The 17,286-nt window shown below is 67.2% G+C and carries 14 protein-coding genes and 2 pseudogenes; 11 read left to right on the top strand and 5 right to left on the bottom strand.

What is annotated here, in order from left to right:
- Positions 1-822 (bottom strand): LysR family transcriptional regulator (locus AC1DWT_RS42635; RefSeq protein WP_477925339.1); only part of this gene is annotated, 822 nt, incomplete at its 3' end.
- A gap of 124 nt (positions 823-946) precedes the next feature.
- Between AC1DWT_RS42635 and AC1DWT_RS42630 the strand changes: the two genes are divergently transcribed.
- The 6 genes from AC1DWT_RS42630 (at position 947) to AC1DWT_RS42605 (ending at position 5,825) form a co-directional block, all read left to right on the top strand.
- Positions 947-1,237: a muconolactone Delta-isomerase family protein gene (locus tag AC1DWT_RS42630; RefSeq protein WP_241031202.1), complete on the top strand. Its 291-nt coding sequence runs from the start codon at positions 947-949 to the stop codon at positions 1,235-1,237.
- Positions 1,231-2,556 carry a YbfB/YjiJ family MFS transporter gene (locus tag AC1DWT_RS42625; RefSeq protein ID WP_241031203.1) on the top strand — a complete coding sequence of 442 codons (1,326 nt, stop codon included), beginning with the start codon at positions 1,231-1,233 and terminating at the stop codon, positions 2,554-2,556. The genes AC1DWT_RS42630 and AC1DWT_RS42625 overlap by 7 nt, the downstream gene beginning before the upstream one ends.
- 1,124 nt (positions 2,557-3,680) lie before the next feature.
- Positions 3,681-4,205 (top strand): ester cyclase, encoded by a 525-nt coding sequence (locus tag AC1DWT_RS42620; RefSeq protein ID WP_206012277.1) that lies wholly within the window; start codon positions 3,681-3,683, stop codon positions 4,203-4,205.
- Positions 4,206-4,446: 241 nt separating this feature from the next.
- Positions 4,447-4,719, top strand: a complete 273-nt coding sequence (locus tag AC1DWT_RS42615; RefSeq protein ID WP_206012278.1) for a hypothetical protein — start codon at positions 4,447-4,449, stop codon at positions 4,717-4,719.
- A 153-nt stretch (positions 4,720-4,872) separates the two neighbouring features.
- The gene (locus AC1DWT_RS42610) at positions 4,873-5,247 is read left to right on the top strand and encodes a TA system antitoxin ParD family protein (RefSeq protein ID WP_072947474.1); all 375 of its coding nucleotides are present in this window, start codon (positions 4,873-4,875) and stop codon (positions 5,245-5,247) included.
- A complete protein-coding gene (locus tag AC1DWT_RS42605; RefSeq protein WP_072947475.1) occupies positions 5,244-5,825 on the top strand; it encodes an ATPase in 582 nt (193 codons plus the stop codon). The genes AC1DWT_RS42610 and AC1DWT_RS42605 overlap by 4 nt, the downstream gene beginning before the upstream one ends.
- Here the strand turns inward: AC1DWT_RS42605 and AC1DWT_RS42600 are convergent.
- Both AC1DWT_RS42600 and AC1DWT_RS42595 read right to left on the bottom strand, forming a co-directional pair.
- A complete protein-coding gene (locus AC1DWT_RS42600) occupies positions 5,822-6,019 on the bottom strand; it encodes a DUF6308 family protein (protein WP_241031204.1) in 198 nt (65 codons plus the stop codon). The two genes, AC1DWT_RS42605 and AC1DWT_RS42600, sit on opposite strands and share 4 nt — an antisense overlap.
- A 305-nt stretch (positions 6,020-6,324) precedes the next feature.
- The gene (locus AC1DWT_RS42595; RefSeq protein WP_206012279.1) at positions 6,325-7,911 is read right to left on the bottom strand and encodes an ISL3 family transposase; all 1,587 of its coding nucleotides are present in this window, start codon (positions 7,909-7,911) and stop codon (positions 6,325-6,327) included.
- A 323-nt stretch (positions 7,912-8,234) separates the two neighbouring features.
- Between AC1DWT_RS42595 and AC1DWT_RS42590 the strand changes: the two are divergent.
- From AC1DWT_RS42590 to AC1DWT_RS42570, 5 genes and pseudogenes are all read left to right on the top strand, one after another.
- Positions 8,235-8,882: pseudogene (locus tag AC1DWT_RS42590) on the top strand (transposase); the annotation flags it as partial.
- 74 nt (positions 8,883-8,956) lie between these two features.
- Positions 8,957-10,177, top strand: coding sequence for a tyrosine-type recombinase/integrase (locus AC1DWT_RS42585; protein ID WP_011600104.1), 1,221 nt, complete (start codon positions 8,957-8,959; stop codon positions 10,175-10,177).
- Positions 10,174-12,621 carry a site-specific integrase gene (locus AC1DWT_RS42580; RefSeq protein ID WP_206012280.1) on the top strand — a complete coding sequence of 816 codons (2,448 nt, stop codon included), beginning with the start codon at positions 10,174-10,176 and terminating at the stop codon, positions 12,619-12,621. The genes AC1DWT_RS42585 and AC1DWT_RS42580 overlap by 4 nt, the downstream gene beginning before the upstream one ends.
- A gap of 40 nt (positions 12,622-12,661) precedes the next feature.
- Positions 12,662-13,582, top strand: a pseudogene (locus AC1DWT_RS42575) (Mu transposase domain-containing protein); the annotation flags it as partial.
- An 89-nt stretch (positions 13,583-13,671) separates the two neighbouring features.
- Positions 13,672-14,262: an ATP-binding protein gene (locus AC1DWT_RS42570; RefSeq protein WP_206012282.1), complete on the top strand. Its 591-nt coding sequence runs from the start codon at positions 13,672-13,674 to the stop codon at positions 14,260-14,262.
- 542 nt (positions 14,263-14,804) lie between these two features.
- On the opposite strand, the gene AC1DWT_RS42565 is transcribed toward AC1DWT_RS42570, so the two are convergent.
- Positions 14,805-15,083 carry a hypothetical protein gene (locus AC1DWT_RS42565; RefSeq protein ID WP_420855104.1) on the bottom strand — a complete coding sequence of 93 codons (279 nt, stop codon included), beginning with the start codon at positions 15,081-15,083 and terminating at the stop codon, positions 14,805-14,807.
- A 148-nt stretch (positions 15,084-15,231) separates the two neighbouring features.
- Positions 15,232-15,897 carry a ScbR family autoregulator-binding transcription factor gene (locus tag AC1DWT_RS42560; RefSeq protein ID WP_095864204.1) on the bottom strand — a complete coding sequence of 222 codons (666 nt, stop codon included), beginning with the start codon at positions 15,895-15,897 and terminating at the stop codon, positions 15,232-15,234.
- Between the last annotated feature and the right edge of the window lie 1,389 nt (positions 15,898-17,286).

The raw sequence follows: 17,286 nt of genomic DNA, 5'->3' as shown, positions 1-17,286 counted from the left end.
GAGCACGATAGGGCGGATCTCGTTCCGCCGCCACACCAGCGACCACGTCCAGATCACCGCCGGGTTGATCACCGGGCGTGCGACGAGGTCGGGCGGCAATGTCGTGGTCTGCCCCTTGGGAGAGTTGAGCACGGGGCGGCCCGCGGCGCGCACATGGTCGAAGAATGCGGGGCCGGTAATGCCGCCATCGTCGATCCGCACGATCGGAGCGCCGGTGTCGTGGGCCAGTTGTTCGGCGAAGAGATTCCACGACGACCAGGACGTCGCGTCGACATCGACAAGCAGCGCGGCGTCCCCCGCCCTCACCGGTGTGGCTTTCTCGCCGGTGGACACCGCGTAGAGCCGGTCCGCGCCGAGCAGCCGGGCCTGCAGGCCGTACCGGGCGAGATCCGCATTCCGCACCCAGCACACGGCCAGGTCGAGGCTGCCGTCGGCGACGCGTGCGGCCTGGGCGTGCGAGGGCACCACCCACGGGTCCACGTGCAGTTGCGCCACACCCGCGGTGCGCGCGGCCAGGTCCGCGGGAAGCCAGTTGACGTAGCCGATCCGGACCGGCTCCGCCCCGGAGAGGCGCTCGGCGCGGGCGCGCAGGTCGTCAGCACGCTCGAGCAGCGCGCGGACGTGTGGGAGCAGCTCCGCGCCGGCCGCGGTGAGGGCAACGGAACGGCGGTCGCGGGCGAACAGTTGCACGCCGAGGTCTTGTTCGAGTGCCCTGATCTGCTGAGACAGCGAGGGCCCGGCGATCAGCAGCCGCGTCGCCGCCCGGCCGAAGTGCAGTTCCTCCGCGACGACCAGAAAGTATCTCAGCTGGCGTAGCTCCACATTGCTCATGCTAGGTGCGGTGAGAGGCTGCGCCTACCAGTCGGGAGCAAAGCGGTCGTGGCGCAGCGGCCGGACCCGGGCGCACGATGAGTCCATGGTTTCAGCCCCTGAAAGGAAAACGACCGTGCAGGAGTTTCTCGTCGAGATCACCACGACGATCCCCGACGACACCGCTCCATCCGAAGTGGATGCACGCCGCGCTGCGGAAGCGTTGCGCGCCACGGCACTTGCCTCTGCAGGGCGCCTGGTCCGGTTGTGGCGCCCGGTCGGTGAGCTGCGCAGTATCGGCGTATGGCGCGCCGACGACGAGGCCGACCTCCACACGAACGTGCTCGACACGCTGCCCCTGCGGCCGTGGATGAGTGTCGCTGTCACCGCGCTGCGGCCGCATCCGAACAATCCGGGCCAGTGGTGAGCGCGGTTTCTCCGCGGGCGCACGTCATCCAGGTAGCTGCGGCGTTGGCGGCGAGCATGGGCATCGGCCGATTCGTCTTCACTCCGATCCTGCCGTTAATGCACACCCAGGCCGGTCTGTCCTCCTCTCTCGGCGCCGCGCTGGCCACGGCGAACTACGTCGGATATCTGGTCGGGGCATTGGCGGGGATCCTCATTCCGGGAGGGGTGCGCTCGGCAACGGTGATGCGAATCTCGCTGGTCGTGCTCGTCGCGACCCTGGCGCTCATGCCCACCACACACGATGGATCGGCCTGGTTCGTCCTCAGACTCGTCGCCGGCATCGCGAGCGCACTGATCTTCATGATCGCCGTCAGCACCATGCTCTCCCGCCTGCGGGTGGACGCCCAGCACCTGGCCGGGTGGGCGTTTGGCGGGGTCGGAGCGGGCATCGCCCTCTCCGGTGTCCTCGTGTTCATCCTGCGTTCCGCCGGCAGTTGGCGCTCGGCCTGGTGGGCGGCCGCCGCCCTGGCGGTGGTCTGTGCCGTCGCAGCCTGGGCACTGGCACCGGAGCCGTCACCGACCGCCACGCCGTCCGGACCGGCAGCACATGGCCGCCCGCGGACCGGTCGCTGGTTCACGGCCGTGTTTGTCAGCTACTTCTTGGAAGGTATCGGCTACATCATCGCGGGCACGTTCCTCGTCGCCGCGATCGATCAAACCGCGGGCGGGTGGGTCGGCAGCGGTGCCTGGATTGTCGTGGGGCTGGCTGCGTTGCCGAGTTGCGCAGTGTGGGCGTGGCTGGGCCGTCGTTGGTCGCGGCCGATCCTCCTGCTGGTTGCCCTGCTTATCCAGGCGGTCGGCATCGCGCTGCCCGCCGTCGTCGCCGGTGTCGGCCCAGCGCTGATCTCCGCCTTCTTGTTCGGTGCCACATTCCTCGGGGTCGGGTCGATGACACTGGGTATCGGTGCGCATCTGCAGTTCCCACGCGCGGTGGCACTGCTGACCACTGGATACAGCGTCGGTCAGATTCTTGGCCCCCTCGTCGTCGCCCCGTTCCTGCACGACGGCTACCACCAGGCCCTGCTGGTCGGCGCCGCTATTGTCTTGGCCGCGGCCCTCGCCGCCGCAGCGCTGCGCTTCCGTTTTCCTCTCCACGTCGGTGTGATGCACGCACCACCGCACTCGAACATCCAACACGTGGAGACCCAACCTGACCGCAGTGTCGAGTGGGCTCGGTGCCCCGTTGTGCCTCCCGCACAGCAGCTTCGAGGAGAGGGAGTTCACCCCGAACGGCGTTCCAGTGCCGGCGTCTTTCATCCACGCAGCACCCTGAAGTAGGACGACATTCTCGTCCGCGATGCGCCGGAGGAGATCGGCGCTCCCGCGTGATGTCCTGGGAACAGTCGTTGTCGGCGGCGAACAGCCCGAAGCTGCGCCCTCCGCCGGGCTCGAGCGGCGGTTTCGATTTTGCCGTCGAAATGGTCGTTGTCCTCGAGCGGGTCGCCGTCGGGAAGTGTGATGCCGTTGCGTCGGCTTCGGCCCCGGATCGTGCAGGCATAGATGCGGAAGGCGTCGGCGTCGACGGCCACCGGGTTACAACTACTCATTGATCGACAAGACGTCATGACCTGGCCGGCCTTGCAGTCAGAGTTCAGATTTGGGCTGCCTGCGGCTTGCACCAGTCAGCTGGCCCGCCAACGGCGAGTCGACCAGCACTGCTGACTTCTGTCCAGAGATCAATCGGAATGGTCTCTGCGCAGCGACCATCCGTGTCGAGGATTCTGCCGTAGATTTTGACTGGTCGAATCCCTACCACCGCGTCGGACGTCATAGAGCAGATCGGACAACTCTCCCGAAGTGTCGGCGAGCTGGTGGACCGGGCCCACGCGAGCGATCTTGCCGCGGGACCGCACCACCCCCACCGAAGCCGCTGGCATATATTGACGCCACAGCCAGTTGCGGCGTCTGATCAGCTGGTGGGCAATTCCGGTCACCGTCAGCGTCTGTTGGCGCACTCGCCTCCGTCACCCGGTCGTGCGAGAGTGGCGCCCCCGTCGCCGAGATCACCGCCAAGACCGGGCTGACCCGGGTCGCACCCGACCAGCACCTCGTCGAACGAATCGGGCGGAAACACCCTGGTCGACACGCCCAGCGAGATGTGATCACGAAACCGCTGATCGCTCTCCAGCTTCACCAACCCCACCCCGTCTCCCCGCGTTCCGCGCCGGGAGCCGGGACGGGTCGCTCCATCTCCCCGCCAGGAAGCCGTTATAAATCAACAGCTTTCAAGACTGCTCTACACGGGACGGACCAGGCACCCCACGCGCCCGGCGCCGCCCGCGCCGGCACCCCGACACGTCTCCGGTACCCCCACATCACAAACCGGGGGACATGTCATCACACCAGGTCACAGCACCATCACATCCCGTAAAACCGACCCGTAACCCCCTAGCCTGGAAGGCATGGGAGAACCGACATCGGCGCAGAAACTCGACCCCCCATGGGTCGACGAGTTCGTCGAGCGCTGGGGCAACGCCTGGAACGCCCACGACCCCGCACAGCTTCTCGAACTGCTCACCGACGACATCGTCTACCACGACTCCGCCTGGCCCACGATCATGCGCGGCAAAACCGACGTACGCGAATTCCTCGACCACACCTGGCGCGCATTCCCCGACCTGACCTTCGAGCTGATCGCCGGCCCCCACATCGCCGGTGACGGCCCCCGCGCCGCCTACTGGTGGCAGGCCACCGCCACCCACCAGAGCCCCATCGACCCACCCGGCATCCCCGCCACCGGCACACACATCAAATTCGACGGCGTCGACATCCACGAATACCCCGACGGCAAAATCGCCACACTACGGATCATCTGCAACATGAACGACATCGCCATGCAGCTGGGCCTGCTCCCCGCACCCGGAAGCACCGCAGAAAAAATCCTGGTCGGCATGCACAAACTCAGATCCCGCCTCACCCGCTCCTGAGCCACCCCGCACCGGGACGTGTCATCCTCCCAGCACAGAACGTGTCACCAGGAGCACGGTCCTTACCGAGGTATCGAGCGGGCCGCGGGCACGACCTGCCCGAGTCGTTCACACAGAGACGGAGTGATCGCATGACCGACGTCGACCAACCGGCAGCCGGCGTGCGCCAGCAGCCCGGCACCCTGACCGACGTGCAGCTGCACCTCACCAACGCCGCCGCGGCGCTCCGGGACGTGATCGTGTGAGCACCCCCGCCGACCTCGACGAGCAGGTAACCCAGGTCCGGGACGCGCTGCACGCCCTACGCCGAACCCTCCTCGACCTCGAGCGCACCTACGCAGACCTCGACGCGCACACGCTCGACGTGAACGATCACGGCGACCCGACCACCGCACCGGAAGCATTGGAGAGCGCCGTCGACGCCCTCCGCGCCGCCCAGGACACACTCGGAATCGCCGATGCCGACCTCGACGTGGCGAAGCGGCACACCGCACGGTTGACAGAACGCCAATGACCGCCGCCGCCGGTGCCGACCGATCCACTCGCCGATAACAGCAAAATGCCGGCAGCAGGCCCGCTCGGAAACGCTTCGGAACTGACCTCAGGCACCACACCCACCTGGGCTGTTGCAAACTGCTACAGTGGTGTCGAGAGGAAGGTGCACGACATGGCAGCCACATCTCCGACTCGAATCGACAACGAGCTCTACGCATCGGCGAAACTGGTCGGTGGACGGATGAGTCGCAGCGCCGCGCAACAGATCGCGCACTGGGCGCGGATCGGCCGCGAGCTGGAGGCCTCTCACAGCGTTTCCTACCGCGACGTCGCCGACGTGCTGGACGGCCGACGCGACTACGACGAGCTCACCGACCGGGAACAGGCGGTCGTCCGCGCCGAATGGACCGAGCGCATCACCGAGCGCCGAGAAGGACTGAACCTGGCAGAACAGTTCGCCGACTCCGGCCGTTCCTACGTCGAGCTGGACCAACACGGGAACATCGTTCGGCACCCCGCACAAGAGGGCGGGTCGGCCGACGCTTGAGCCCCGATCCCGTCCTGCACGCCATCGCCGGACCGAACGGTGCCGGCAAGACCACGTTCTACGAACACGTACTCGGCCCTGTCACGCACCTGGACTTCGTCAACGCAGACGTCATCGCCGCCGCACGCTGGCCGAACGAGGCGGCAACCCACGCGTACGAAGCGGCCGCCCTTGCGGCCGAACAACGAGCACAGCGGATCGCCCAACGCCGATCGTTCGTCACCGAGACCGTGTTCTCCCACGAGTCGAAACTCGACCTGCTCCGCGCCGCCCAGCAGGCAGGATTCCACATAACCTTGCACGTGGTCCTGATCCCGGAGGAGTTAGCTGTCGCGCGCGTGGTCGACCGCGTGGCGAACGGAGGCCACCACGTACCCGAGGAGAAAATCCGGGCCCGGTTTGGGCGGTTGTGGCCCCTACTGCGGGCCGCGATCGCCGCCGCCGACCAAGCCTACGTATACGACAACACCACCACAGCCCACCCGTTTCGCCTGATCGCAACCTTCACCAACGGCAATCCGATCGACGACCCGACCTGGCCGTCCTGGACCCCGACCGCTCTCCGCACGGACAGCTAGCCTCCGGTGGGACCTGCACCGACGGGCACACCCGCCGCAACCAGATCGTCCGCGGTGAACCGGTCCGCCTCCCCTGCCCGGTCCCCGGTGCTCGACCAGGAATCGAAGTGTGCCCCGACGTAGGCGGCGTCGCCCAGATACGGGCGGCCGTAGTACCGGTTCAGCGCCGCGACCGCCGCAGCATCCAAGTCCATCGCAAGAGCGTGGGCAGCCGCAATGTCATACCCCGCACCCTCTCACCCCTCGGGCGCCGGCGCCCGAGAACCGAGCCGAAGTGGTCCCTACGCGCCCGGCCCGGGATCAGAGGCGGTGTCGGCCGCGGCGTTGACCTCCTCTGGCATAACCGGGCCTGAACTTTGCGCAACACCTGCAGCAGGTGGATTCCACATCGAATGGGAAGATCGGCGCGCGACTAACTCCCAAGACCGCGTTATCGAGTGTCGGCGGACATGAAAAACTGGATCTGGCGCAATTTTCGTGATTGCTATGGGGCGCTTAGCTATCCAGCGTGGATGACGCGTTTGCGGAGTAGGTCGAAGTTGGCTCGCCCGTACATCTGCCGTTTGAGCATCTTGATCCTGTTCACATGCCCCTCGACGGCGCCGGAACTGTGCGGCAGTGTCAGCCCCGCGGTAACGGCATCGAGATCACGGACCAGGCCCGCAGCAAACGACCGAAGTGCCGGTGACCCTTCTTGCCGGGCGCGGCCGATCCAGGCGTTCAGGTCCTGGCCGCGCCGATCAACCATGATCTCGGCGAAGTCCTGGACCAGTCGACCGGTGGTGGCGAGCGCGGGGCTGCGCGCCAGGAGCGCGTCGCGCCCGGCCCGGTCCTCGTCGGTGAGCCGGTCCGGTCGTCGGGTCAGCCACCCGGTGACCCGCCGGACGCTGGGCGCGGCCGGCCTCGAGGGCAGTGCGGTGTGGGCGGCGCGCAGTGGCTGCAGGAATCGGCGCACGGTCTTGGTGCTGCCGCGGTAGCCGAGTTCGGTGATCTCGCGCGTGAGGACTGCCGCGTCGACACACCCGCCGGCGACGCGTTCACGCAGGTAGGGTGCGTACTCGTCGAGCAGACTGCGGCCGGTCCGCGTAGTGGGCAGCAGGTCTTGGGCATCGGCGGTGCGGGCGAAGCGCCGGACCGTCTTACGGTCGAGTGGCAGTGTCCGGGAGATATACGAGATCGTTCTTCCCTGCGCGAGCAATTCGTGGACGGCGGCGTGGCGTTCCCGGGTTCGGGTGGCCAGGCGACCGTCAGCGATACCACTTTCGGTCGGGTCGGCAGTCGCGGAGGAGGGGTTGTCGATCGCGTCGTTGGTGCTCGTGGTTTCGGTGGGTGGGCGCAGGTCGGCGCGGTGGCGGATCACCGTCTTCTCCACCGCACCGGCGAGGTTGTGCCACAGGTGCCAGCGGTCGGCGACCTGGATCGCGTCCGGGGCACCGGTGCGGACGCCTTCCGCGTATGCCCCGGCCCGATCTCGGCAGACCACCTCGATCTCGGGATGGCCGCGCAGCCAGGTGGCGACGGTGCCGGCGGTGCGGTCGGGCAGCAGGTCGATCGGTGTTCGTGTCTTCATGTCCACCACGACGGTGCCGTAGACGTGGCCTCGGCGGAGTGCGAAGTCGTCGATACCGAGGACGGGCACCTCACCGATGGGTCGGTCGGGTATCGACCGCACTGCCCGCAGCAGGGTGTCCCGGCTGACGGCGACACCGAGTCGGCCGGAGAGTCGGGCGCCGGCCCGTCCTGCCGCGGCCAGGCCGATCGCTTCGATCATCGCTGTCCCCGCCGGTGTTCGTCGACTCCATCGCTCGGTCAACCCCGCGATCTGCTCGGCGAAAGTTCTTGCCCCGCAGTCAGTGGTGTCGCAGAAGAACCGGCGGGCCCGGACATCGATCAAGACCGGATGCCCACCGATCGCGGTGTCGGTCAACTGTCGGCGATACCGCGAATGCACACGAGTGGCCTCACCACCGCACCGCGGGCACCACGCTCGGTCACCTCGGGAACGGGCCTGAAGTCGGATCGTCGATCCGACTCGCCAAACACCGACAACATCGATACCTGCCAGATGCGGGAGCAGGACCCGCACACCGTCTTCAGCGCACCCGGAGAATCCTCACCCGACCTCGTCGATGCAGGTCAGCGACACGCCCAGCGGCTTCACGAAAATTGCGCCAGATCCGAAAAACTGCCCATGGGCGGTCACGAAAGCGCCCGGTAGTGGCCACGAAACTGCCCGCTGACGGATACGAGTTTCTGCCCACTGGCGGACACGAAACTGCCCACTCGGGTGTCTCAGCTGTACGACACGTTCGATTTTCTTCCCGATCGCCTCCCCGGATCGGGGCCTCTCCTCGGGTTCGCTCGACGGTGCTACCACGCCGAAACGCGAGTCCTCGAGGAGAGGCCACTGTGAAGTCTGCCAAGGAAGCCATGGAAATTCTTGCCGCCTACGACCTGACGAAGTCGTATCGTGCCGCCGCCGCGTTGGCGGGGTGCTCGCATCACACCGTCGCCCGCCTCGTCGCCGAACGCGACAGCGCCGGTGGGCCGAGCATGCCGCGGGAGAGGAGACCGATGTTGATCGACGAATATCTACCGAAAATCGAAGAGTAGGTGGAACATTCGAAGGGCCGGGTTCGCGCCGACGTCGCCAATGACAAGCTGCTGGCCCTCGGATTCACCGGCACCGAACGCACTACCCGCCGTGCCGTGGCCCGGGTCAAGCGCGCCTACCGGCTCGGACACACCCGGGTGCACAGGCCGTGGATCACCGAACCCGGGCTCTGGTTGCAGTACGACTTCGGTGACGGCCCGGTCGTCGACGGCGCCAAGACGGTGCTGCTGTGTGCGTGGCTGGCCTGGTGCCGGCACCGGGTGGTGATCCCGTTGCGGGACCGCACCGCCCCCTCCGTCTACGCGGGCCTGGACCGGATCTTCCGGCAGGTCGGTGGTGTCCCGACGTATCTGCTCACCGACAACGAGAAGATGGTCACCACCGAACACATCGCCTCGGTCGCCGTCCGCAACCCTGGCGTGGTCTCGTTCGCCCGGCACTACCCGTTGACTGAACAACGACACGCGTTTGCCCAGGTTGACGGGCTGGGACGGGATCGCTCGGTAATGTCCGGATTGTGAACGAAGACGAGGAGCGGCCACGGGATCTGGCGGCGCTGGCGGTGCCGTTGGTCGGTTCGCTGGAGGAGACCGGTGACCCGTGGTTGCCGTTCCGACTGATCGATCCGTCCGGGGCGGCGGTGGAGGCGGTGTCGGCCTACTTCCGTGATCTGCAGGCGGCCGACCGATCCGAGGCAACGATCCGCTCCTATGGCATGGATCTGCTGCGGTGGTTCCGGTTCCTGTGGGCGATCGAGGTTTCGTGGAACCGGGCGACGCGGGCCCAGGCCCGCGATTTCTGCCGCTGGATGCTTGTGGCGGGCAAGCCGTCTCGCCCGCATTGGCGCAGACCGCAGGAGGTGCCTGACCCGTCGTCGAGTCGGGATGCTTACGCGCCGTCGGTGCGTGCGCACTCGGAGACGGTGCTGCGCGGATTCTACGAGTTTCACCTGGATGCGGGCAGCGGACCGCTGGTGAATCCGTTCCCGCTGGACCGGTCGCGGCGGGGCCGACGAGCGCACGCCCATCACAATCCGATGGAGCCGCACCGCAACGAGCGGACGGGTAGGTATCGACCGGTGGTGCCCGACCGGATTCCCCGCAGCGTCTCGGACGCGGAGTTCAACGAGATCTTCGCCCGGCTTCCCTCGAACAGGGATCGGGCATTGGTCGCCTTCTACGTTTCCACCGGTGCGCGGGCCTCGGAGCTGTTGTCGGTCACGCAAGGCGGTGTCGACCCCGGCCGGCAGCTGATCACGGTGATCCGCAAGGGCAGCCGGGAGGCGCAGGAGCTGCCGGCGTCCACCGATGCGTTCGTGTGGCTGCGGCTCTACCAGGTGGAGATGGCCGGCCTGACACTCAAGGGGCGGCGGCAGCCGCTGTGGTGGACGTCTCGAACCCCGGTGCGTCCGTTGACTTATCATGCGGTGCACCGCATGTTCGAGCGGGCGGTCGACGCAGCGGGAAGCACGGTCACCTTGCACGCGCTGCGTCACACCGCCGCCTATCGGATGGCCGAGGACCCCGAACTGCCGCTGACCGATGTGCAGTTCGTCCTCGGGCACGCGCTGCTGACGACGACCCAGCGCTATCTGACGCCCCGCAAGCAAGACGTGATCCGGCGGATTCTGGCTCACCACGCGCAGCAGAACCGGAAGGCGGCCGAGCGGGCGGCCCCGCCACCCGCTCCTGGCTATCGGCCGGAGACACTGCAAGTGTTGTTCGGCGGCGCCGGATGACCACCATGAGCGTCGAAGAACCCCGGGATGTTTCGGCTGGGCGGACGGCAGCCGGCCCGTCGGCCCGGCTGCGCCCGTCGGCCCGGCCCCCAGCGGCGGACTGGCCGACGATCCGACAGGATCGTGACGCCGTCTGGGCGCGGCTGACGCGTGCGCCGTTCGCGCCGGACAGGCCCGGCAAGCGACACCCGAACGCCTACAAGACCGAGGTGGGCCTGCTGCTGGACTGGTTGGCAGAGCAGCCGGGCCGAACCTGGCAGGACCGGTGGCGGGCGAGCGGCGCCGACGCCGACGGTCGGTCCTGGCGGCATATCCCGATTGCATGGCTGCGCGATCACGGCCACCCTGCCGGTTGGCTGCACGACTGCTTCTTTCGGGCGCTATATACGGCGGTGGCCGCCGACCTCATCCGGCCGTCGTTGACATGGCTGGTCACCGCCAGCTTCCGGGGCGGATCTCTGGTCAACGTCCTGGCTCAGTGCCGTGATGCTGAGGGGTTCGCGCGGCTGCGAGCGCTATGCTCGGCCGATCCGGACGTGTCCCCGGCGGCGGCGACTCGCACCGCCTACCGCGCCGCACTGATACTCGCCGCCAAGGGCGGCACCCTGGCCGATGTCACCACCGGCGATGTCCTCGAGCTGCTCGAGGCAGAGGCCGACGCCCGCGGAACCTCGGTCGGTGCCACCCACCTGTTCTACCGGACCCTGCGCACTATGGGGGTCTTCGCGGAGAACGCACCGGCGACGCTGAGGGAGCTGCGCACTGCCGGGCAGCGCACGCCGGAGGAGATGATCGACCGCTACGGGCTGGCCTGCCGTCCGATCCGGGATCTGCTGGTCGATTACCTGCGCGAACGCCAGCCTGTTCTGGACTACACCAGCCTGCACTCACTCGCCGGCTATCTCGGTGGCCTGTTCTGGGCCGACCTCGAGCGTCACCATCCGGGCATCGACAGCCTCCACCTGTCCGCGGCGGTCGCCGACGCCTGGAAGCAACGGCTGCGCACCGTCCCCAAGACGATCCGGACACCCGACGGGAAGAAGGTGCAGACCACCGCCGCGCGGATCAACTACCGCGAATGCCTGACCCCGGTCCGAGCGTTCTATCTCGACCTGGCCCACTGGGCCGTCGAGGACCCGGCCCGCTGGGGACCGTGGGTCGCCCCGTGTCCGGTCGGGAGCGAGGAGATCAACAGGCGAAAAGACAAGCGTCACCGCAAGTCCCGCATGGACGCCCGGACCCGGGAGCGGCTGCCCGTCCTGCCGGTCCTGGTCCGCAGCGTTGACCAGCGACGCAAGGACGCCGCGGCGATACTCGACGAGGCCCGCCGAACCCAGCCCGGCGAGGCCTTCACCGCCGCCGGGCAGACGCTGATCCGCCTCGCCCCGACACGCTCGGCGGCCGCCAAGATCTGGGCGCAGGATTCGGCGAACGGCGAACGCCGGGACCTCGGCCGGGAGGAAGAGCACGCGTTCTGGACGTTCGCCGCCGTGGAAGTGCTGCGGGCCACCGGCATCCGCATCGAGGAACTCTCCGAACTGTCCCACCACAGCCTGGTCCAATACCGGCTTCCCACCACCGGAGAGGTGGTGCCGCTGCTGCAGATCGCCCCGTCCAAGACCGACACCGAACGACTGCTGGTGGTCAGCCCCGAACTCGCCGACGTGCTCTCCGCGATCATCTGCCGGGTCCGCGGCACCACCGGCGCGGTCCCGCTCGTCTGCGCCTACGACGACAGGGAACGCGCCTGGTCGCCGCCACTGCCGCTGCTGTTCCAGCGCCGCTACGGCTACGAACACCGAGCGATCAGCGCCAGCACCATTCGTGACATGCTCACCGCGGCTCTCGCCCACACCGGCCTGGACGACCCCACTACCGGTGACCCAATCCGGTTCACTCCCCACGATTTTCGAAGGATGTTCATCACCGACGCCATCCTCAACGGGCTGCCACCACACATCGCCCAGATTATCGCAGGCCACCGCGACATCAACGTCACCCTCGGCTACAAGGCGGTCTATCCCGACGAGGCCATCCAATCCCACCTGGCCTTCCTCGCCCGGCGGCGGGCACTGCGCCCCACCGACGAATACCGCGTCCCCACCGACAAGGAATGGCAGGAATTCCTCGGTCACTTCGAGCGACGCAAGGTCTCCATCGGAACCTGCGGCCGGGCCTTCGGATCGGCGTGCATTCACGAGCACGCCTGCGTCAGATGTTCACTGCTCTGGCCCGATCCCGACCAAAGACCCCGCCTGGCCGAGATCCGCGACAACCTCGCCGCCCGGATCACCGAAGCCAACCGCGAAGGCTGGCTCGGCGAAGTCGAAGGACTCCAAGTCAGCCTCGCCGCCGCCGAAGACAAACTCGCCCAAATCGACAAACGCACCCTCAACACCGGGACCGTCGAACTCGGAAACCCGACCCTCCCCAAGGATTCCTGACTCAGGGCGAGACGGCCAACTAGCCGTCCCCGTCAAGTTCAGAGAATACGGCCTGGTCGTCAAGACCTGCCTGCCCGCCGACCCGGCCACCAAGGGCGGGGTGGAGAACACCGTCAAACTCGCCAAGGCCGACCTGGTGCCCACCGACCACAATCTCGCCGCCCAGTACGACAGTTTCGACGACCTCGAGGCCGCCTGCACGCAGTTCTGCCACCAGGTCAACACCCGCATCCACCGCACCACCCGCCGCATCCCGGCGGAGATGCTCGCCGAAGAACGGCTTCACCTGCACCCGGTCCCGGCCGCCCCGCACACCGCGACCTGGGGTGTGACCCGCACGGTCCCGGACAACACACCGATGGTGTCCTTCGAGAACGGCCAGTACTCGGTGCCGCACACCCTGCGCGGGCAGACGGTGTGGGTCCGCGCGCACGGCGCCGGTGTCTCCGAGCGGATCGTCTTCGTCCACCACGGCGAGGGTGGCCCGGTCGAGGTCGCCCGTCACCGGCGGGCCCGCCCCGGCTCCCCGCAGATCTGCGACGAGCACTTCCCGCCGCCTCCTGCCGGGGTCCTCGACCGTCACCCGATCCCACGGACCGACGCCGAACGCGCCTTCTGCGACATCGGTGCCGGTGCCCGGCTGTGGTTGTGTGAGGCCGCCGAGGCCGGCACCGGGAAGATCCGCGTGAAGATGGGCAACGCGGTCACCCTGGCCAAGCTGCTCGGCGCCGAACGGGTCGACTGGGCGCTCGGACACGCCGCCGCCTACGGCCGCTTCGCCGAAGGCGACCTGATGGCGATCCTCGACGCCCACCCCACCGGCGCCGCCTCGGACACCACCCACCGCGCCGACGAATCGCGGTCCCTGGCCCAGGGCACCGCCGGGTGGGCCCGGTTCGGCGCTGCCCCGATCCTGACCGAACTCGCCGACCCCGACGGCACCGGCGACACCGAACCCTAACGCCGACCACACGCAGGGCTATCTAAATCCACTGCGCTGCAACAGCATCAGAACGTCATGCAAACACCGACCACAGGAAGGTTGTTCTCGTGAGCACTGCACCACCGTCGGCGCCGCCGTTGCCGGCCGACCTGGAAACACTGCTGCACCGGCTGCGGCTGCCGCACATCCGCCGCGCCGCCCCCGACGTGCTGGCCACCGCCCGCGCCCAACGGTGGGAACCGGCCGAGGTCCTCAAGGCGTTGCTCACCGAGGAGGCCGCCGGGCGGGAACGCTCGGCGCTGGCCACCCGCCGCGCCGCCGCGGCGTTTCCCACCGGCAAGACCTTCGACGCGTGGAAACCGGAACTGTCGTCCATCCCGGCGCCGACCCAGCAGGCGCTACGGATCCTGGAATGGATCGACCGGCGGGAGAACCTCGTGGTCTGCGGCCCGTCCGGCACGGGCAAGACATTCTTCCTCGAGGCCCTCGGCCAACACGCCGTCGAACACGGACGAAAGGTGTTGTGGTTCACCCTCGAAGACCTAGCATTCCTTCGTGTGGGAGCCGATTTCCATCGTCGGCGCGCCCGGACGTGGGCGTTGGCCGCCTGCGAGGCGTGGTCGAGTTCGGCGACCTTGTCGATCGTGACCGCGAGACCCTTCGCCGCCACGAGGCACGGGTCGCTACGTCGGGCGTGAGGCCGCCGCGTTCGGCGTCGCGACACCTTTGGCGAGCAGCCACGCGCCGAGATGCACCTCCCGCTGGGGGCGGACCCTTGTTTCCCCAACTCGACGACACACATAATTCGGCTCTCAAAGTTTCGAGTTACCGAATCGAGATAGGTCAGCATCCAGACCAGCAAATGATCTTGAACTGTCAGACCATCCACGCGGAAAATGACATTCACGGCACTGCCAGTGAGGAACCGACGCGGCGCAGACACGACCGGAAGATCCAAGTACAGCGAGAAGGGTCCGCAGGTAAAGGACGGGCCCCCTCTCTGCCGCCACAGAGCCAGTTCAGTTACTGGCCAGCGTTACTAGCCGCTGAGCGACCCAGCAGAACCCGAGAAGAAATCGAGAACGCCGAGAAGAGTGGAGACGTTCGAGAAAAAGTCGGCCAAGAAAGCGAGGTCCATCGTTGCAACTCCAGTTCGATTGTTCAGAGAATCGTGACACACAGCACACGATGTGAATATTTATACCGGCCAGATAACAATTCCGCAACGACAAATTTGCGGTCAACCAGCAAGAGTGAAATCTGGCCCCGCACCGAGAAGAGGGCACATCGCAGTCTGGGTCCGCGATGGGGTGGTGGAACTCGGATCGATGGTCAAGACCTCGGTGTCGGCAAAGACCAGCCGCCCATCATCGACCGCGACCGCCCACCGATGCACCGGCGCCCACTGGTGACCACCACCCCCGGTCCGGCTCACTGCCGCGTTGTCCTCGATGATCTCCCCGATGACATCGGCCGCGGCGCTCCCGCGGACCAGCCCCCGGCACCCGGCACCCGGCACCCGGCACCCGGCACGCTAGCGGACCTGCACGAACACCGGCCCCGGCGATCATCCCATCGTTGTTCCGATCGCGTCGCCGGCGGAGTGCGGATGGCGCACTTATCGGTCTGCAGCAAGCATGCGCGATCGTCCCGGTAGGTTGAGCGCACTAATCCTTACGGTCGGGCGGTCCGGTGACGGGAACGTCGGTGCGGGCCGCCCGGATCCGCATCATGCCGGAGTGCCGGGTGGTCGGCATAATCCCCGGCAGCAGGAACCCCCACATCTCGTCGACCCGCTGCTCGAGATCCACGCGATGGGTCAGAACCTGGGACACGGTCTGGACCCCGGTGAACGCGCCGATGACGAACCGCGCGAACGTCGGCGGGTCGATGGTCTCGACAAGATCGCCCTCGGCGACCGCACGGGCCGCCAACCCTTGACAGGCGGCGATCCAATCCAGATACGGGCCCGCGGGGCCACGGTCGTCGGCGCTGAGCTCGAGGGTGATGCGGATCCCGGCCCGCACAATCGGGTCCTGCACGATCTGCCGGGCCATCTCATGACACAGCATCACGATCTGCTCGATCGCCGACGCCTCCTGCGCGGCGATCGCCTGCACCGCGGAGATCGAGATCCGGTGCTGCTCGGCGATGATGTGCCGGGCCAAATCCTTCTTGGACCGGAAATGAAAATACAACGCCCCCTTCGTCATGCCCGCCGCCTCGAGGATCTCGACGAGACTGGCACCCTCGAACCCGGACCTGTCGAACATTTCCGCCGCCCCGCGGACGATCTGCGCGCGGGTCACCGCCGCCCGTTGCTGTTGAACCATCTACCGCACCTTCCGTGCCATTCGCCACTGCAGCCCGGCACCTTTCGATCGCACCCCTGCAGCCTGCGCGACGCTACCACCGGCACCGGTGCGCCTCACCTCAGGAAAAACCCGCGTCCACACGCGCGGGCGCCGACACCGGCTCACACGAAAACAGACCACCGGGGCGCTTTTTCGGTGAACTCCGCCCCCCTCTCGAGGCGTCGCAGCTCCCACGTGTCGTCATCGGTGGTCGCGGCACTGCCCGGCGATCTCGTCAACTCCCCACCGACCCATCGCCGGGCAAGAGCAGATCCGCCCACCGGCACTGCGGCCCACGGACACACACACCAACGCCAACCCGGAATCGGACAACGTCTGCCACAGCTGCTCACCCACAGGCGACCCCATACCACCCATTCAACCGCACCACACCGCACCACACCGCACCACACCGCACCACACCGCACTGACACGAGGTCCATACCAACCAGTCCCGACCTCAAACACCCGCACCCACCACCGGGCGCCGTGCTCCACCCGCCGACCATCTCTCTACGTCCGGACGAGCGGAGTTCGGGGATCGCTGCCGGCCAAATCGATCGGTCAGGCACCAAATCCGCCCCGTTAGAACCAACGCCCACACTTGAATGCGTCATTTCGAATCGGCGATTCTGCGCCGACGGCCGCCAGCCGTGTATCGGACAACCCGAGAAATCCATGTGGCGTGGATCACACTTAGGACACCGGGACAGACGGCGGATCTACCATTTCCTCGCACCGGAACACGAAGCAGCGGGTGAACAAACGGATACCGCGGCCGCCAAACCCCCACTGGCTAGCAGGGATTGATGCACTGCGCCGCCGAAAACGTCCCTTGCCGCCAGACGATATGCCTTTCTGTAGATCCGGTCGAAAACCTCACACCCAGCAAACGTCCGAGGAGACATCAGCGACGCCAATCATCCAGGTACACCGACGCGGAACCCCCGCCGCTCCAACGGAGCGGGTCGCCTCACGAACGCACACTGCGTGACGAGCGCGGTCAGGATTGACGTGGCGGGTACCTGTTACATGTCCCGGCGAGGCTCGGTCGGAGCGGACGATACTCCGACCGGGTCGCTTCGGCTCACCTGGATGCCATCGCATCTCGGGCGACCACTGACGCGCGTATACCATTGGGGCCGAGATAGTTTCATGTTCCGGTGATACTCTATCCGCGCGGGGGCAATTTCGTTTGTGCAGCCGGCCCCCGGCGGCAGGTGCGAACCGCCAAAATTGCACACTTTCGGCACATGCCGTCACCGTCACCCGACACAGATCAGTACACCCACGACCGCTACTGCGACCAGCGAGGCGCCGCCGCAGATCAGCCACGCTCGGGTTGCCAACTGCCGCCACCGATCACAC

The sequence above is a fragment of the Rhodococcus sp. P4_B6 genome, assembly GCF_056402215.1.
This window is presented reverse-complemented; position numbering and strand designations above follow the sequence as displayed.

Bases quoted from the DNA above. Each gene is read 5' to 3' on its own strand.
- AC1DWT_RS42560 (WP_095864204.1), bottom strand. From the start codon at position 15,897: ATGGTTCAACAGCAACGGGCGGCGGTGACCCGCGCGCAGATCGTCCGC.
- AC1DWT_RS42620 (WP_206012277.1), top strand. From the start codon at position 3,681: ATGGGAGAACCGACATCGGCGCAGAAACTCGACCCCCCATGGGTCGAC.
- AC1DWT_RS42610 (WP_072947474.1), top strand. From the start codon at position 4,873: ATGGCAGCCACATCTCCGACTCGAATCGACAACGAGCTCTACGCATCG.
- AC1DWT_RS42580 (WP_206012280.1), top strand. From the start codon at position 10,174: ATGACCACCATGAGCGTCGAAGAACCCCGGGATGTTTCGGCTGGGCGG.
- AC1DWT_RS42600 (WP_241031204.1), bottom strand. From the start codon at position 6,019: ATGGACTTGGATGCTGCGGCGGTCGCGGCGCTGAACCGGTACTACGGC.